Below are 17,157 nucleotides of genomic sequence, written 5' to 3'. Positions count from 1 at the left end.
CCCCGCCCCCCTCGACAGTCAGGATCTGCCCCTGCCCCACGAAACGCCCAAACCTCAGGGCCGCGCCGACGCGAGCGTGCCATTGGTCAAACTGGCGGTGGCGCGCTCCGGCGACAAGGGCAATCACAGCAACATCGGCGTCATGCCGCGCCGTCCTGAATACCTGCCGTGGATCGCCGAGGCGCTGACCCCGGCCGTGGTCGTGGACTGGATGAGCCATGTCCTCGACCCGATACACGGCCGGGTCGAACGCTGGTATCTGCCGGGCACCCACAGCCTCAACTTCCTGCTGGAAAACGCCCTCGGTGGCGGCGGCGTGGCGAGCCTGCGCATCGATCCGCAAGGCAAGGCCTTCGCCCAGCAACTGCTGGAAATCCAGATCCCGGTGCCGCAGAGCATCGCCGAACAGTTCGACTAGAGGATTGGCACCATGGCGTTCGAATCGATTTTCAGGGCTGACCTGTTCAGTGGTCAGACGGTCATCGTCACCGGGGGCGGCAGCGGCATCGGACGTTGCACCGCCCATGAACTGGCGGCGCTCGGGGCCACCGTGGTGCTGGTCGGGCGCAAGCCGGAAAAGCTGCAAACCGTCGCTGCCGAGATTGCCGAGGACGGCGGTCGAGCGCACTGGAAGGCCTGCGACATTCGTGACGAAGAAGCGGTGAAAGCGCTGGTCAGCGAACTGATCCGCGAACACGGACCGATCCACGGGCTGGTCAACAATGCCGGCGGCCAGTACCCCTCGCCCTTGGCCTCGATCAATCAGAAAGGTTTCGAAACCGTGCTGCGCACCAATCTGGTCGGCGGTTTCCTGATGGCCCGGGAAGTGTTCAACCAGTCGATGAGCAAACACGGCGGCAGCATCGTCAACATGCTCGCCGACATGTGGGGCGGCATGCCCGGCATGGGCCACTCCGGCGCCGCGCGTTCGGGCATGGACAACTTCACCAAGACCGCAGCGTTCGAATGGGGTTACGCCGGGGTGCGGGTGAATGCGGTAGCGCCGGGCTGGATCGCCTCCAGCGGCATGGACACTTACGAAGGCGCGTTCAAGGCGGTCATCCCGACCTTGCGCGAACACGTGCCGCTCAAGCGCATCGGCACCGAATCGGAAGTCAGCGCGGCGATCGTGTTTCTGCTCAGCCCCGCAGCCGCGTTCATCAGCGGCAGCACCTTGCGCATCGACGGCGCGGCCAGTCTGGGCAGTCGCGCCTGGCCGTTGCACAAGGCAACACACAGCGAATCCTTCAACGGTTTTCACCGGGCCTACATGCCGGATGTCTTGAAGGACAAGGAGTAAGCCATGCCGGTCATTCAATCCCGACTCGACCCGCACAGCGAAGCCTTCGCCCGCAACCGCGCAGCGATGCTCGCCGCCATCGAGCACGTTCAGCAGCTCGAACAGAACCTGCTGAACAAGGCCGCCGAGGCCAAACCGAAATTCGAAAAGCGCGGACAATTGCTGCCCCGTGAACGCCTGAATCTGTTGCTCGACCCTGGCGCGCCGTTCCTCGAACTGGCGAGCCTGGCCGGCTACAAACTGCACGACGACAAGGACGGCAGTTCGGCCGGTGGCGGCTTGATCGCCGGCATCGGTTACGTGTCCGGCGTGCGCGCCTTGATCGTGGCGAACAACAGTGCGATCAAGGGCGGAACGATTTCCCCGACGGGTCTGAAAAAATCCCTGCGCCTGCAACAGATCGCCCAGGAAAACAAACTGCCGGTGATCACCCTCGCCGAAAGCGGCGGCGCCAACCTCAATTACGCGGCAGACATTTTCGTCGAAGGCGCGCGCAGTTTTGCCAATCAGGCACGCATGTCCGCCATGGGCCTGCCGCAGATCACCGTGGTGCACGGCTCGGCCACCGCCGGCGGCGCCTATCAGCCGGGATTGTCGGATTACGTGGTGGTGGTGCGCGGCAAGGCCAAGCTGTTTCTCGCCGGCCCGCCGTTGCTTAAAGCGGCGACCGGTGAAGTGGCCACCGACGAAGAACTGGGCGGTGCCGAGATGCACGCGCAAGTCGCCGGCACCGCCGAATACCTGGCCGAAAACGATGCCGACGGCGTGCGTCAGGTGCGGGAAATCGTCAGCCTGCTGAACTGGAACGAGCAATTGCCGTGGCTGCCCGAACCGCCATTCAAGGAGCCGCTGTACCCCATCGACGAATTGCTGGGGCTGATCCCGGACGATCCGAAAAAACCCTACGACGTGCGCGAAATCATTGCGCGAATCGCCGATGAATCGCGCTTCCTGGAGTTCAAGGGCGAGTTCGATCAGCAGACCGTTTGCGGCCACCTGAAGATTCAGGGCCGCGCCTGCGGCTTCATCGGCAACAACGGCCCGATCACGCCCAATGGTGCGAGCAAGGCGGCGCAGTTCATTCAACTGTGCGACCAGAGCCAGACGCCGCTGCTGTTTTTCCACAACACCACCGGCTTCATGGTCGGCACCGAATCGGAACAGCACGGCGTGATCAAGCACGGCTCGAAACTGATCCAGGCCGTGGCCAATGCACGGGTGCCGAAACTGACGATCGTGGTGGGCGGCTCCTACGGCGCGGGCAACTACGCAATGTGCGGACGCGGGCTCGATCCGCGCTTCATCTTCGCCTGGCCCAACAGCCGCACGGCGGTGATGGGCGGCGCCCAGGCCGGCAAGGTGTTGCGCATCGTCACCGAAGCCAAGCAGCTCAAGGACGGTCTGGTGCCCGATCCGAAAATGCTCGACATGCTGGAGCAGGTCACCGCGCAGAAGCTCGACAGCCAGTCCACCGCCCTCTACGGCAGCGCCAACCTGTGGGACGACGGGCTGATCGATCCGCGCGACACCCGCACCTTGCTCGGGTACTTGCTGGACATCTGCCACGAAGCCGACGTGCGCACGCTGCAACCCAACAGCTTCGGCGTCAGCCGGTTCTGACCGCCACGGATTAAAGGAGAACAATAAAAATGATCTTCACCCCGGAACACGAAGCGCTGCGCCGTACCGTCCGCCAGTTCGTCGAGCACGAGATCAACCCCCACGTCGAAGAATGGGAAAAGGCCGGGCGCTTTCCGATCCACGAGATTTTCCGCAAGGCCGGCGACCTCGGTCTGCTGGGGATTTCCAAACCGGAAAAATTCGGCGGCATGGGCCTGGATTACAGCTATTCGATCGTCGCGGCCGAAGAGTTCGGCACTATCCACTGCGGCGGCATTCCGATGTCGATCGGCGTGCAGACCGACATGTGCACCCCGGCCCTCGCCCGTTTCGGCTCCGATGAATTGCGCGAAGAGTTCCTGCGCCCGGCGATCACCGGCGAGCAGGTGGGCTGCATCGGCGTCTCGGAAGTCGGCGCCGGCTCCGATGTCGCCGGACTCAAGACCACCGCGCGCAAGGATGGCGACGACTATGTGATCAACGGCAGCAAGATGTGGATCACCAACTCGCCAAGCGCCGACTTCATCTGCCTGCTGGCCAACACCTCGGACGACAAGCCGCATATCAACAAATCGCTGATCATGGTGCCGATGAACACGCCGGGCATCAGCCTCAGTTCGCACCTCGACAAGCTCGGCATGCGAAGCTCGGAAACCGCCCAGGTGTTTTTCGACAACGTGCGCGTGCCCCAGCGCAATCGCATCGGCCACGAAGGCGCCGGGTTCATGATGCAGATGCTGCAGTTCCAGGAGGAACGCCTGTTCGGTGCGGCCAACATGATCAAGGGCCTGGAATACTGCGTCGACAGCACCATCGAGTACTGCAAGGAGCGCAAAACCTTCGGCCATGCGCTGATCGACAATCAGGTGATTCACTTCCGCCTCGCCGAATTGCAGACCGAAATCGAATGCCTGCGGGCGCTGGTCTATCAGGCCACCGAGCAATACGTCAAAGGTCAGGACGTCACCCGACTGGCCTCGATGGCCAAGCTCAAGGCCGGGCGCCTCGGTCGTGAAGTCAGCGACAGTTGCCTGCAATATTGGGGCGGCATGGGCTTCATGTGGGACAACCCGGTGGCCCGCGCCTACCGCGACGTGCGGCTGGTGTCGATTGGCGGCGGTGCCGACGAAATCATGCTGGGGATCATCTGCAAACTGATGGGCATCCTGCCGGGGAAAAAGAAATGAGCGCCCTGCCCGATTGCCAGACGCTGCTGCTGGAACGGCACAACGGCGTGTTGCACATCACCCTCAATCGCCCGGAAAGCCGCAACGCCATGAGCCTGCAAATGGTCGCCGAGTTGCGTGCCGTGCTGGCCAGCGGGCGCGATGACCGCAGCCTTCGCGCACTGGTGCTCAGCGGTGCCGGCGGACATTTCTGCGCCGGCGGTGACATCAAGGACATGGCCAACGCCCGCGCTCAGGGCAGTGATGCCTATCGCGACCTGAACCGAGCGTTCGGGTCGTTGCTGGAAGAAGCGCAGCACGCGCCGCAAGTGCTGATCACGGTGTTGCAGGGCGCGGTGCTCGGGGGCGGCTTTGGCCTGACCTGTGTCAGCGATATCGCCATCGCCGACCATCAAGCGCAATTCGGTTTGCCGGAAACCAGCCTCGGCTTGCTGCCGGCGCAGATCGCGCCTTTCGTAGTACAGCGTATCGGCCTGACCGAGACCCGACGCCTGGCCCTGACCGCCGCCCGCTTCGACGGCCATCAGGCCCGGCGTCTGGGGTTGGTGCATTTTGTCGAGCAGGATCCGCAGGCGCTCGCCGAGCGGCTGGATGAAGTGCTCGACCATGTCCTGTGCTGCGCGCCCGAAGCGAATGCCATGACCAAAAAACTGCTGCTGGCCAGCGCCGGCCAACCGTCGAGTGAGTTGCTGGACGAAGCGGCGCAGTGGTTCAGCGAAGCCGTGACCGGCGCCGAAGGGATCGAAGGCACGATGGCGTTTGTGCAGAAGCGCAAACCCGGATGGAGCACGTGACCCTGCGGGAGCGAGCTTGCTCGCGATAAGGCCCTTCAATCCACCGCCACATTCAGGAAAACCGCCATGCCCGCCTTTCACAAAATCCTGATCGCCAACCGCGGTGAAATCGCCTGCCGCATCCAGCGCACCGCCCAGGCGCTCGGTTATCGCACGGTCGCCGTTTTCAGCGACGCCGACGCCGATGCGCTGCATGTCCAAATGGCGGATGAGGCTGTGAACATCGGCCCTGCACCGGTGCAACAGTCCTACCTGAACATCCCGGGGATCCTCGACGCTGCTCGGCGCAGCGGTGCCGATGCCATCCACCCCGGCTATGGTTTTCTCTCGGAAAATGCCGACTTCGCCCGCGCCTGCGAACAGGCCGGCCTGACGTTCATCGGCCCCAGCGTCGAAGCCATCGAACTGATGGGCAGCAAACGCCAGTCGAAAATCGCCATGCTCGCTGCCGGCGTCCCATGCATCGCCGGCTATCAAGGCGCCGAGCAGGACGACGAGACCCTGACCCGTGAAGCCGAGCGCATCGGTTACCCGTTGATGATCAAGGCCAGCGCCGGCGGTGGCGGGCGCGGCATGCGTCTGGTGCACAGCGCCGAGGAACTGCCGGCGCAATTGCGCACGGCCCGCTCCGAAGCCTTGAACGGTTTCGGTAGCGACGAACTGATCCTCGAACAGGCGTTGATCGAGCCGCGTCATGTAGAGGTGCAACTGTTCGGCGATCACCACGGCAACCTGATCTACCTCGGCGAGCGCGACTGTTCGATACAGCGTCGCCACCAGAAAGTCATCGAAGAAGCGCCGTGCCCGGTGATGACCGAAGACCTGCGTCAGGCGATGGGCGAAGCGGCGCTCAAGGCCGGGCGTGCGGTGAACTACGTCGGCGCCGGCACCGTGGAGTTTTTGCTTGATGCCAATGGCCGATTCTACTTTCTGGAGATGAACACCCGGTTGCAGGTCGAGCATCCGGTGACTGAACTGATTACCGGGCTGGATCTGGTGGCGTGGCAGCTGTCGGTCGCCGAAGGCCAGCCGCTGCCGCTGACCCAGGCGCAGGTGAAACTCGATGGCCACGCGATGGAAGTGCGCCTCTACGCCGAAGATCCGGCCCAGGGTTTTCTTCCGCAGACCGGACGTATCGAAGCCTGGGCGCCGGCACTGGATCGCGGCGCGCGGGTCGATCACGGCCTGATCGAAGGCCAGTCGATCTCAGCGTTCTACGACCCGATGCTCGGCAAACTGATCGCCCACGGCGCAACCCGTGAAGAGGCCCGGCGCAAGCTGCTGCGCGCCGTGCAGGACAGCGTGTTGCTGGGTGTACAGAGCAATCAGCGGCTGCTCGCCAGCCTGTTGCAGCATCCGCAGTTCATCCGCGGGGAATTCGGCACTGGTTTCATCCCGCAGTACTTCGCTGATCACGACTGCCTGCGCGACTATTCGCCCAGTGCCGAAGAACTGGCCGTCGCAGCGGTGCTGTTTTACCAATCCGCCGCACAGCGACACCGCGCGCCGTTGTCCGGATGGCGCAACAACGCTGGCGCGCCGTTGTTCTATCGCATAGGCCTCGACGCTCGCGACTGGAACGTGCACCTTCGCACCCATCCGAATAACACGTTTGAGGTGCAGGTCGTCGAACGCATCATCGAACTCAAACGGGTCGAGCACACCGCCGGGGCTGTGACGCTGGAAATCGATGGCCTGCGCCAGCGCCATGCCTATCGTCTGCGCGACGACCGGCTCTGGCTGTTCACCCGTCCAGGCAGCCTGCCTCTGGAGGATCGAACTCACGCGGTGATCGACAGTCAGACCAGCGTCAGTTCCGGCACGTTGAAAGCCCCGATGGATGGCGCCATCATCGATGTGCTCGTCAGCGAGGGCAGCCCGGTCAGCAAGGGGCAGCTGCTGGTGGTGCTGGAAGCGATGAAAATGGAGCACCCGCTCAAGGCCGGCATCGATGGCGTGCTCAAGCGGGTGCAGGTCAAGGTCGGCGATCAGGTGAAAAATCGTCAGGTTCTGTTGCAGGTCGAGTAGTCACCGCGCGCATCCGCAAGGTTTGACTACGCTCTGAATAATCAGGACGCGGAAATCAGGAACCCTGCGATGCCCCATTGGCTGGTCATAGATCTGGAAGCCACCACCGATGAGGGTGGCTGGCCGGTTACGGAAATGGAGATCATCGAGATCGGCGCGACCCTGGTGGATCGCGCCGGGCGCGAGCAGGATCACTTTCAGCGCTTCGTCAAACCGACGCGGCGTCCCTTGTTGACGTCCTTTTGCCGGGAACTCACGCACATCACCCAGGCCAGCATTGACGCGGCGCAGCCGTTGAGCGACGTCTGGCCGGCCTTCGAGCGCTGGCTTGGCCAGCACCAGACACGCCTGGAAGGCTGGGCCAGCTGGGGCGATTACGACCGCAAGCAGTTGCTTCAGGAATGGCAGCGCCTGCAACTCGACAGCGCGCTAAGCCGGGTGCCGCACATGAACCTCAAACAGCGTTTTGCCAAGGCCCGCCGCCTCGAACGGCCTCTGGGCCTCAATGGCGCGTTGCAACTGGCGGGGATGCAATTCAGCGGTCAGCAGCACCGAGCGCTGGAAGATGCGCGCAATACCGCACGCCTGCTGCCGCTGGTTTTGCCGCTCTAGACAGATGACGACGCCCGGAGCCTTGTGCATACTGGTCGGCCCTTTTTAACCCTTTTAAGCCCTTTTCGAGAGGAATCGCCCATGTTCAAAGTCAACGAGTACTTCGACGGCACCGTCAAGTCGATCGCTTTTGGCACTGCTGAAGGCCCTGCGACCATCGGCGTCATGGCCCCGGGCGAATACGAATTCGGCACCAGCCAGCGTGAAATCATGCACGTGGTTTCGGGCGCCTTGACCGTCAAACTGCCGGACAGCAGCGACTGGGAAACCTTCGCCGCCGGCAGCCAGTTCAACGTGCCAGCCAACAGCAAGTTCCAGCTGAAAGTGGCCGTCGACACCGCTTACCTGTGCGAATACCGCGGCTGAAACCCCGGTTTCCTGCGGTCATGAAAAATGCCCGTGTCCAAGGACACGGGCATTTTTCGTTTCTGGCGGGTTATTCGAGGATTTCCACCGGCATGCCGACGTCAAGCCGGCCGTTGCTGTCGTTGACCAGATTCTGGCCGAACATCGCGCCGTCGGCCTGGGCGCGGGTCTTTTGCAGGGTTGCCAGTGGTTCGCGGTCGGCGCTGCGCTCACCGGTCTGCGGATCGATCGTGGTCAGAATGCACCGCGAGCAGGACTTGACCACCCGGAACTCGACATCGCCGATACGAATCCGCTTCCAGCCATCCTCGGCATATGCCTCGCTGCCTTCGATCACCAGATTCGGCCGGAACCGCAGCATTTCCAGAGGCCGACCGACTGCCTGCGACAGGTGTTGCAGCGATGCCTCGCCAATCAGCAGCAATGGGAAGCCGTCGGCGAACGCCACCTGATCGTCATCGTTGCCGTACCCGGCCTGAGTCGTACGGGCGCGATCCAGCGGCACTTGTACCAGTCGGGTTGGCTTGCCGATGAAATCGCTGACCCAGCGGGCCGCCTCTTCACCGGCATCCGGTACGCGCAAGGTATCGCGCCAGATGGTCACGCCACGCAGATCGTCGTCGCTGCCGGGCAAGGCAACATCGATTGCCGAATGCCCCGGCGCGCTGAGCGTCAGCCCGCCGCTGGCGTTCCACAGTGCCGACAGCTGGCTCATCTTCGCTTCGGCACGCTGGGTCAGGAATCGCCCGCTGGCCTCATCCACCAGCATCCAGCGTCGGTCGCCCTCAAGCCCCAGCTTGTCCAGTCCGATCCCTTGCAGGACCTCGCCCCTGGCGGATTTCAACGGGTAACGATAAAGCGCGCTCAGACGCAGCATGGCCAGCTCCCTGGTGGGTCAAAAACGCCACCCTATACGAGCTTTGTCAGCGAATCAAAGGCTGACGCAGGGTCAGCCTCGACAGGTTGATCAGGCCGGCACTTCGTCAAGCATCAGACGCTGGCGTACTACATCGACCAGTTTGTCCGGCTGGAACTTGGAGAGGAAGTTGTCGCACCCGACCTTCTTCACCATCGAGTCGTTGAAACTGCCGGACAGCGAAGTGTGCAACACCACATACAAGCCCCGCAGGCGCGGGTCGTTGCGGATTTCGGTGGTCAGGCGATAGCCGTCCATTTCCGGCATTTCGGCGTCGGTGAACACCATCAGCAGTTTGTCGGTCATGTTCACCCCGGTGTCCGCCCAGGCCTTGAGCATGTTCAGGGCTTTCAGGCCGTCACTGGCGATGTGCATCTTCACGCCCAACTGGCCGAGGGTGTCGCGCAATTGCGAGAGCGCCACGTTGGAGTCGTCCACCAGCAACACTTCGCGGCCACGGGCGCGTTCCAGCACCGGATCGTCCAGTTTGTCCCGGGAGACTTTGGCGTTGTACGGAACGATTTCGGCGAGGACTTTCTCGACGTCGATGATTTCCACCAGTTGATCGTCGACCTTGCTGATCGCCGTCAGGTAATGCTGGCGACCGGCGCTGGTCGGCGGCGGCAGGATGGCTTCCCAGTTCATGTTGACGATGCGGTCCACGCCACCGACGAGGAATGCCTGCACCGAGCGGTTGTACTCGGTGACGATGATCGTGCTGTTCGGGCCCGGCACCAACGGCCGCATGCCGATCGCCTGGGACAGGTCGATCACCGGCAGCGTCTGGCCGCGCAGGTTGACCACACCGCAGACAAACGGGTGACGCTGGGGCATCAAAGTCAGTTTCGGCAGTTGCAGGACTTCCTGCACCTTGAACACGTTGATCGCGAACAATTGGCGCCCGGCCAGTCGAAACATGAGAATTTCCAGGCGATTCTCACCCACCAGTTGCGTGCGTTGGTCTACCGTGTCGAGAATGCCGGCCATCAATGACTCCTGGGCTTGTTCTGATGAATTCACTATTGGGGGTTATCGGCTGAATCTGGCGGATCTTGATCCCGTCACAAATCACCAACAAAATGCCATGAGCAGGCATTGATGTCACATTAACATCATGCTTTACTGGCCCGGTGAAATCATCTGCTACATTCTCTTCGGCGCGACCCCGATTTGCGCCACAGGTTCCCGTGCCTAAGGGAATCCCCTAGTAACAATCAGGCCCAACCTGATGTTCGCGATATCCAATAGCCATTAATGTGACGCCATTCTCATTGCATGAACGGAGTCAGGCTATTGTGTGCGATCGCAGTTCAGTGGAAACACATCCTCTTGAAACCCCAGGCCTGTGCCAATGCACACCGGGGCGCGGTCCCGCGACGGTTCATGATCGTCGACACACACGGCATTCCCTCATCAGACGTGACGTGGTGGAGATAAGCATGCCGAACGACCGAAGTGACTGGGCGCAGCGGTTTCCTGAATTCCTTGTCGAAGCTGAAACGCTCCTGGCCAAGACTGAAGAATGCCTCAGCCATCTGCAACTGATCAGCAATGACAGGGACGCCATCGACTGCATGCTCAGCACCCTCCTCAAGCTGGCGAACAAGGCCGATGCCCTGGCGCTGGAGGCGGTGTCCGAATTCTCCCTGCACCTGCATGGCCTGCTCGCCCAGGTGCAGGATCACGTGGATCTGCATGCGCAGGCCCTGGAAGCACTGAAAGACTGCTTCACCCTGATGGCCTGGCAACTGGAACTGATTGACCCGAGCACTGGCCAATTGGGCCTGGATGAAAGCGAACAGGTGTCGCTCATTGAAGCCTTCGCCTGCCAGGTCGGGCAGACTCACTTTCAATTGCCGCTCAATGGCAAGCCGATGTCCCTCGTAACCTGGTCGGAGCACCAGGCATAACCGGGCCTGCCGTGGGCTGTACGGGCCCGTCATTTTTCGTCGTCGATTGTCGCAATTGAATAGTTCATGCCTGCCCGCGACACCTTCCACTAAATAATTACTTGCGATGAGTGCTGACTGTCCTCTGCCGTTGTCAGGGTTTTCCTGTGCAAAAGAAAACTTGCAGCTGCATCGATAATTATCGAGTCGGGTATTTCAACTTTCCCATTATGGAACCTTCGTCCAACATGACGTGTTTCCTGACTCTTTGGACATATAGGGCAAACGCGACCAACGGTATGTTAAGTGGTATTATGCCGCCCGTTAGTTGTTTCAATTAATGGCATTGTGACTTCAATGATCGGTCTCCACCGAAGTTGGCGCTCAATTATCGATCACTGAACCGTTTTGAAATCAACAACCTGAATGAACGTTTTCCAGACAGAGACCGCCAGCCCTTCTGACCGGTCTGCCCGCAGCGAACATCCATTGGCTCCATCCGCTATGTACGCCAGCCTCAAGTCAATCACCACATGGCCTCCCTCCCGCGAAAATGCCCGCAGGCTCACGCTCCTGCTGTGTACAGGCTCGGCGGTGGGCAGTCTGTTGACCTATGGATTGTCCGCGCAGCTGTCGCTCGGCCTGCTGCTGATCAACGTGGCGGCTGCCGGCTGCGTCTGGACACGACATCGTCTGTCGCGCAAATCCATCAAATTCCAGCCTCAGGAACTGGCCGACCGTTTGCTGGAGGTCCAGGAAAACGAGCGCCATCGTCTGAGCCGCGAGCTGCATGACGATATCGGCCAACTGCTGACCGCCGCCAAGCTGCAAAGCGAATGGCTCAAGCGTCGCCTGCCCGCGGATATGCAGGAACACTGTTCGGTACTTTGCGAGACTCTGGACGAAACCCTCAACAAGGTGCGCGACGTCTCGGCCATTCTCAACCCGCGGCAATTGACCAGCCTTGGTCTGGAAGCGAGTCTGCGTGCGCACCTGCTCAAGGTACTGACCAATACGTCGGTGCACTGGAGTCTGGACTGCCAGCAGCGCCTGAATGGGATCCCCGAAGAAATGGCCGTCGCCGCCTTTCGCATCACCCAGGAAGCGGTCACCAACATCCTTCGCCATGCACAGGCCCAGAACCTGTTGATCCGCGTACAACGCCTGCCGCAAGGCTTGACCCTGCTGATCAGCGATGATGGCCTGGGCTTTTCCCCGTCGGCGAACCCCGGCCGCGAAGGACAGCGGGGCATGGCTGGAATGGCCGAGCGCATCGAACAACTGGGCGGCACTCTGAGCGTGACCAGCGAGCCGGGCAAAGGTACTCAAATCGAAGCACTATTCCCCTGGGCGCCCCGTGCACTCGAGCGGGCCAGTACGAATAAGGTTATGCGTTGACTTGTAACTTACTTCTGGTGGATGACCACTCGCTGATCAGGGCCGGCGTGCGTGCCCTGGTGCTGGATATTCCCGGTTACGCGGTCATCGGCGAGGCCAATGATGGCTCCCAGCTGCTCGAAATGGTCGAGCTGCTGTCTCCCGATATCGTATTGCTGGATATTTCCATGAAAGAAACCGGCGGCCTGGAAGCCCTGCAACGGCTCAGGCGCGTACGCCCGCAGAGCAAAGTGCTGATTCTGTCGATGCACACCGACCCCGCCCTGATCATGCAGGCTCTGGAGTCCGGTGCGCACGGTTACCTGCTCAAGGACACCACGGCCACCGAGCTCGAACATGCACTCGAAGCCCTGCGCAACAACGAGCGCTACTTGAGCCCTGCCATCGCCCATACCGTGATCAATCAGGCGCTGACCCGCAACCTGAAACAACAGCCGGAAGTCACCGAGTCGCACAACCTGACGGCGCGTCAGCTGGAAATCCTGCGCCTGATCGTGCGCGGCAAGTCCACGCGGGAAATCGCCAATGGCCTGGGCTTGAGCATCAAGACCGTCGAAACCCACCGCTCACAGATCATGAAACGCCTGCAGATCTACGACGTGGCGGGCCTGGTGCTGTTTGCCGTGCGGGAACAGATCATCAGTCTGGACGATTGAGCCTGGGGGCGGCGCCCAGCAGCGGCGAGTCCTTCGGCAAATGCACACGCAACGCCCCTGGCCGCGCCGCAAACCGCAGACTGTCGCCCTCCAGTGGTTCGCCGTCGAGATTGATGTAAAGCCCTTCGGCGAGCTTGATTTCAATCCATGGCAAACGGGCGCGTACAAACATGCTGTCAATACCGAAGCCGTCGCTGAGCAGATTCTTCAGCGTGCCAACCAGCTCCTGCGGCGCCGGCAGGATGCTGATGTCCAGAAGACCGTCGTCCACCAGCGCTTCAGGGCACAACACGTGTCCGCCGCCGGCCTGACGGCCATTGCCGATCCCCAGGGCCAGCAACTCGCCCTGCCAATGAAAATCCGGCCCCTGCAATTCGCCGTACGCGGCATGCAGTTCACTGAATCGCGTCAAACCGGTGAACAGATAGGCTGCGCCACCCAGGACCTTTTTCAAATCTTCCGACGTGTTGGCCGTGACCTGACTGCCGAAGCCTCCGGTCGCCATGTTCAGGAAGATCTGCCCGCCGACTTCCCCCAGATCAATGTCGTGGGCGGGCGCCTCAAGCAAATCCAGCGCCTCGGCCGGCTCCAGCGGAATAGCCGCCGCGCGGGAAAAATCGTTGGCAGTGCCCAGGGGCAGCAGCACCAGACTGGCCTTGCCCGGCTGAGCGGCCAGCGCTTCGGCGATGTCACGCAGAGTGCCATCCCCACCGCCGGCAATGATCTGACGGTATCCCGCTGCCAGCGCCTCCTCCACCAGTCGCTGAGCATCGCCAGCCTCCCAGGTCAGACGTACAGCCAGCTCCCAGCCTTGCTCTCGCTTGTTCTCGACAGCGGCACGAACCGCCTCGTTGAGTGCCTGCTTGCCATGCAGAATCAACAATGCCTTGCGTTCACTCATTGCGGTCACTCCGGAATCAAATCGGTACGGGACATCTTGACCCTCAGGACGGGTAAAAAAGTCGCACGCCTTCTGATTAATTGCTGAAGCTCGCCCTGCTCGTCCTACATGCCGGTACTTTTTCGTACAGAACGTAAGGAATCGGCTCAATTGACCCAGCCCGGCCATTGGTACAACGTGTGTCGGCGTCAGCGATCTTCAATTCAATTACACAAGGATGTGCATGTAATGAGTGGATACACTTTAAGGACTTTCGATTATTTGCATTTCGGCTTTTGCCAAGAGAATCCCATGGCAGCAGACGGACGTTTCCATGCAAAGCCATGAAGCAAGACAATCCGTGAGCCCAGTTGCCTCTCTCTCCGAAAGTCGCGCCAGTCTTAAAGACGAATTCAAATGCAGCGCCAGACATACTGGAGAAAACGATATGGAACCGCGTGTCACCGAGCTGGAAACTCACCTCAAGTACATTCGACGTGATTTGGACGAAGTCAGAGGTGACGTCAAGGCCATCAAGCATCGCCTCGCCTATTCGGCAGGCGCGACAGCGATGGTACTCGGACTGGTGGGCTGGGTTGCCAATAGCCGGTTCGATCAACTAGTCGCACTGATCAGCCGTTGAACGGCAGAAGGGCAGGCATCGTGCAACCACTGTGCCTGCCCCTCAAATACCTGCGATCAACCGAGAAGCTCGTTGAGTGGAATGAATGGCACCAAATCTCCCTCGGCCAGGACTCGTCCCTCCCGTACCTCCACCAATCCCTCGGCCCAGGCAGCGCTGCGCAGAACGCCCGAACTCTGGTTACGGTAGATAATCGCCCGCCCCTGCTCCAGGCGCCCTCGCAGAAACTCACGTCGATTACCGGCCTGAGGCCAGACAAAACCTGCGGGCACCGAAAACGTCAGCGGCTCGACATCCTGCACGCCCTGGCGACGTAACAGATAAGGGCGGGTCAATAAGGCAAAAGTCACCAGAGTCGAGGCCGGATTCCCCGGCAATCCAATCACCGGGACATCACGAAAATGCCCCACCGTTAGCGGCTTGCCGGGTTTGATTGCCAACTTCCAGAGTGTCAGCTCGCCTTCTTCCCTCAATGCGATCCCGAGGAAATCCGCTTCCCCGACCGATACGCCACCGGTCGACAGAATCAGGTCTACATCCTGCAGTTCCCCCAGTCGCGCGCGGGTAGTGGCCAAGTCATCAGGCAGAATGCCGGCATCTACCACTTCACAACCCAGACGTTGCAACCAGCTGCACAACAACACCCGGTTGCTGTTGTAGATCTGTCCTGGCCCCAATGCCGTTCCCGGCTCGACCAACTCGTCCCCCGTTGACAGCACCGCCACACGAACCCGGCGAACCACCTCAAGCCCCGCGCAACCCAGCGATGCGGCCAACCCCTGTTCGATCGGACCAAGCCGGGTTCCGGCGGGCAAGACCAACTCACCGACAGTTGTTTCCTGGCCTTGCGGGCGAATGTTCTGCCCGGCCACCATCGCTTCGATGAACCTCACGCGCTCATCGGCATGAATCTCGACGTTTTCCTGCATTTCCACACAGTCGGCACCCTCAGGCACCGGCGCGCCGGTAAAGATACGGGCACAGGTACCCGGTTTCAAAGACTCGGGCGCCTGTCCGGCGAAAATCTTCTGACTGACTGGCAGCGGCTCGCCGGTCCAGTCGGCCAGATTCAAGGCATATCCGTCCATGGCACTGTTCGGCCATGGCGGCAGGTCCAGTGTCGAAACCAGATCCTGCGCCAGCACTCGCCCCTGAACCTGCGCCAATGGCAAGTACTCGAACTCGACAATCCGCGAACCCTCGGCCATTTCCAGCAAACGCGCCAACGCCTCTTCAACAGGCATCAGGCTGCCGGTCTTGCCCGGCTTACCCACGGGATTCACAAGGCGCCGCCTGTTTCAAATGAGTGACGAAATTGCACGGGCGATGGCGGGAGTCCAGTTGCTCGGCGAGGATGCCATCCCAACCGGTGCGGACCGCATTGGTAGAACCTGGCAGGCAGCAGACCAGCGTGCCATTGGCCAGTCCCGCCAACGCCCGGGATTGCACGGTGGAGGTACCGATGTCGGCCACCGAGATCTGACGAAACAGCTCACCAAAACCATCAACCTGTTTGTCCAGCAGGCAGGCAACGGCCTCCGGGGTACTATCGCGACCGGTAAATCCGGTACCTCCGGTGATCAGCACGACTTGCACGACGTCTTCGGCAATCCAGTGCGCAACTTGCGCACGGATCTTGTAGAGGTCATCTTTGAGCAGCACTCGCTGCGCCAGATGATGGCCGGCGGCCGTCAGACGGTCGACGAAGACTTGGCCGGAGGTATCGGTTTCCAGGGTTCGGGTGTCGCTGACTGTCAACACTGCGATATTGAGCGGTGCGAAAGGTACATCAGCCTTGGCTTTCATAGGCTCGTCCAGTTGTAGGAGAAACAGCCCGGTGTTATATCACAGCCCCCCCTTTTTTCGCCGCCCCTGCGCAGAGCTGCCATGACTTCGAACACGCCATTACACCCCTGCTCCATTCTGTTGCTGGCCGGTGGACGCGGACAACGAATGGGCGGCCAGGACAAGGGGCTTGTGGAATGGCACGGTGAACCATTGATCGCACATCTGCATCGCAAGGTTCGGCCGTTGACAGATGATCTGATCATCTCCTGCAACCGCAATCGTGAACGCTATGCACCTTTCGCCGATCAGTTGGTGGCGGATGACCAGGAAGATTTTCCCGGCCCGTTGGCAGGTATTCGTGCCGGCTTGAAAGCCGCGCACCACACCCACCTGCTGGTACTGCCATGCGATGTCCCGCGCATCGATCTTGCGTTGCTGCACAGCATGCGCGAGACGGCCAGTCTGAATTCTGAAAAACCTTTAATGTTGCGACACGACAATCACTGGGAACCGCTGCTTTGCGTAATCCCCGTGGCACTCCTGCCCGTCTTCGAAAACGCCTGGAACGCTGGAGAACGCAGTCCCGGCCGGCTGATGCGCACTCTTGATGCCCAAGCCCTGGTTTGCCCTGACAACGATCCACGCCTGGCCAATCTCAACACCCCTGAACTGTTGAGTTCGCACAACACTGTGTCAGACTGACACCATTCAAGGAACTTGCACGCCTTGTATACGTCTCAAGCTCAGTAACCAAAAGAATTTCCCTTCGGAGACACACTCATGACTCAACGGACCCTCGCCACTTTCATGCTCGCACTGGGCCTCGCCACCCTCGCCGGTTGCGCTTCGCCAACAGTGATCACCTTGAATGACGGTCGCGAAATCCAGGCTGTCGACGCCCCAAAATATGATGAAGATTCGGGCTTCTACGAGTTCGAACAACTGGACGGCAAGCACACTCGCATCAACAAGGATCAGGTTCGTACTGTCAAAGAGCTTTAATTCTTCAGTTCGACACCCGATACAGAAAAGCCCGCAACATGCGGGCTTTTTCGTGCCTGACGGAAAATAGTCGAAACC

19 protein-coding genes are annotated in these 17,157 nt (G+C 60.8%); 14 read left to right on the top strand and 5 right to left on the bottom strand.

The features are described from left to right. The 8 genes from L6D81_RS04855 to ppnP form a co-directional block, all read left to right on the top strand. A partial coding sequence (locus tag L6D81_RS04855) for an AtuA-related protein (RefSeq protein WP_445009268.1) occupies positions 1-418 on the top strand: 418 nt, incomplete at its 5' end. A 12-nt stretch (positions 419-430) separates the two neighbouring features. Continuing rightward, the gene (locus L6D81_RS04850) at positions 431-1,300 is read left to right on the top strand and encodes an SDR family oxidoreductase (RefSeq protein WP_236178099.1); all 870 of its coding nucleotides are present in this window, start codon (positions 431-433) and stop codon (positions 1,298-1,300) included. Between the two features lie 3 nt (positions 1,301-1,303). Continuing rightward, complete coding sequence (atuC, locus tag L6D81_RS04845; RefSeq protein WP_236178098.1) at positions 1,304-2,920, top strand: acyl-CoA carboxylase subunit beta; 1,617 nt, start codon at positions 1,304-1,306, stop codon at positions 2,918-2,920. Between the two features lie 29 nt (positions 2,921-2,949). Continuing rightward, on the top strand, positions 2,950-4,107 hold the full coding sequence (atuD, locus tag L6D81_RS04840) for a citronellyl-CoA dehydrogenase (protein ID WP_236178097.1): 1,158 nt from the start codon (positions 2,950-2,952) through the stop codon (positions 4,105-4,107). Further along, positions 4,104-4,901 (top strand): enoyl-CoA hydratase/isomerase family protein, encoded by a 798-nt coding sequence (locus L6D81_RS04835; protein ID WP_236178096.1) that lies wholly within the window; start codon positions 4,104-4,106, stop codon positions 4,899-4,901. Before atuD ends, L6D81_RS04835 begins: the two co-directional genes overlap by 4 nt. Positions 4,902-4,967: 66 nt before the next feature. After that, positions 4,968-6,929 (top strand): acetyl/propionyl/methylcrotonyl-CoA carboxylase subunit alpha, encoded by a 1,962-nt coding sequence (locus L6D81_RS04830; RefSeq protein WP_236178095.1) that lies wholly within the window; start codon positions 4,968-4,970, stop codon positions 6,927-6,929. A gap of 69 nt (positions 6,930-6,998) precedes the next feature. Beyond that, entirely contained in the window at positions 6,999-7,541 is a 543-nt protein-coding gene (locus L6D81_RS04825) for a 3'-5' exonuclease (RefSeq protein WP_236178094.1), read from the top strand. 81 nt (positions 7,542-7,622) lie between these two features. Beyond that, entirely contained in the window at positions 7,623-7,907 is a 285-nt protein-coding gene (gene ppnP / locus L6D81_RS04820; protein WP_007940055.1) for a pyrimidine/purine nucleoside phosphorylase, read from the top strand. Between the two features lie 70 nt (positions 7,908-7,977). Here ppnP and L6D81_RS04815 read toward each other — a convergent pair whose 3' ends face one another. Both L6D81_RS04815 and L6D81_RS04810 read right to left on the bottom strand, forming a co-directional pair. After that, positions 7,978-8,784, bottom strand: a complete 807-nt coding sequence (locus L6D81_RS04815; RefSeq protein WP_236178093.1) for an MOSC domain-containing protein — start codon at positions 8,782-8,784, stop codon at positions 7,978-7,980. 90 nt (positions 8,785-8,874) lie between these two features. Beyond that, positions 8,875-9,810, bottom strand: coding sequence for a chemotaxis protein CheV (locus tag L6D81_RS04810; protein ID WP_003226705.1), 936 nt, complete (start codon positions 9,808-9,810; stop codon positions 8,875-8,877). A 452-nt stretch (positions 9,811-10,262) separates the two neighbouring features. Between L6D81_RS04810 and L6D81_RS04805 the strand changes: the two genes are divergently transcribed. The 3 genes from L6D81_RS04805 (at position 10,263) to L6D81_RS04795 (ending at position 12,766) form a co-directional block, all read left to right on the top strand. Further along, a complete protein-coding gene (locus L6D81_RS04805; protein ID WP_236178092.1) occupies positions 10,263-10,733 on the top strand; it encodes a hypothetical protein in 471 nt (156 codons plus the stop codon). Positions 10,734-11,216: 483 nt separating this feature from the next. Next, positions 11,217-12,110: a sensor histidine kinase gene (locus L6D81_RS04800; protein ID WP_236178112.1), complete on the top strand. Its 894-nt coding sequence runs from the start codon at positions 11,217-11,219 to the stop codon at positions 12,108-12,110. Next, complete coding sequence (locus L6D81_RS04795) at positions 12,107-12,766, top strand: response regulator transcription factor (RefSeq protein ID WP_236178091.1); 660 nt, start codon at positions 12,107-12,109, stop codon at positions 12,764-12,766. Before L6D81_RS04800 ends, L6D81_RS04795 begins: the two co-directional genes overlap by 4 nt. Here the strand turns inward: L6D81_RS04795 and yegS are convergent. After that, positions 12,750-13,667 (bottom strand): lipid kinase YegS, encoded by a 918-nt coding sequence (gene yegS, locus L6D81_RS04790; RefSeq protein WP_236178090.1) that lies wholly within the window; start codon positions 13,665-13,667, stop codon positions 12,750-12,752. The two genes, L6D81_RS04795 and yegS, sit on opposite strands and share 17 nt — an antisense overlap. Before the next feature lie 313 nt (positions 13,668-13,980). Here yegS and L6D81_RS04785 point away from each other — a divergent pair, with 313 nt between their 5' ends. Further along, positions 13,981-14,289, top strand: coding sequence for a hypothetical protein (locus L6D81_RS04785; protein ID WP_236178089.1), 309 nt, complete (start codon positions 13,981-13,983; stop codon positions 14,287-14,289). 56 nt (positions 14,290-14,345) lie between these two features. On the opposite strand, the gene L6D81_RS04780 is transcribed toward L6D81_RS04785, so the two are convergent. Then, positions 14,346-15,572 (bottom strand): molybdopterin molybdotransferase MoeA, encoded by a 1,227-nt coding sequence (locus L6D81_RS04780; protein ID WP_236178088.1) that lies wholly within the window; start codon positions 15,570-15,572, stop codon positions 14,346-14,348. Next, positions 15,556-16,095: a molybdenum cofactor biosynthesis protein B gene (gene moaB / locus L6D81_RS04775; protein ID WP_236178087.1), complete on the bottom strand. Its 540-nt coding sequence runs from the start codon at positions 16,093-16,095 to the stop codon at positions 15,556-15,558. The genes L6D81_RS04780 and moaB overlap by 17 nt, the downstream gene beginning before the upstream one ends. An 81-nt stretch (positions 16,096-16,176) precedes the next feature. On the opposite strand from moaB, the gene mobA reads away from it, so the two are divergent. Both mobA and L6D81_RS04765 read left to right on the top strand, forming a co-directional pair. Further along, positions 16,177-16,779 (top strand): molybdenum cofactor guanylyltransferase MobA, encoded by a 603-nt coding sequence (gene mobA, locus L6D81_RS04770; protein WP_236178086.1) that lies wholly within the window; start codon positions 16,177-16,179, stop codon positions 16,777-16,779. Between the two features lie 78 nt (positions 16,780-16,857). Next, the gene (locus tag L6D81_RS04765; protein ID WP_039770418.1) at positions 16,858-17,079 is read left to right on the top strand and encodes a YgdI/YgdR family lipoprotein; all 222 of its coding nucleotides are present in this window, start codon (positions 16,858-16,860) and stop codon (positions 17,077-17,079) included. The last annotated feature ends 78 nt before the right edge of the window (positions 17,080-17,157 follow it).

The organism is Pseudomonas sputi (assembly GCF_021603585.1).
In the GTDB taxonomy this organism is placed as follows: Bacteria; Pseudomonadota; Gammaproteobacteria; order Pseudomonadales; family Pseudomonadaceae; genus Aquipseudomonas; species Aquipseudomonas sputi.
This window is presented reverse-complemented; position numbering and strand designations above follow the sequence as displayed.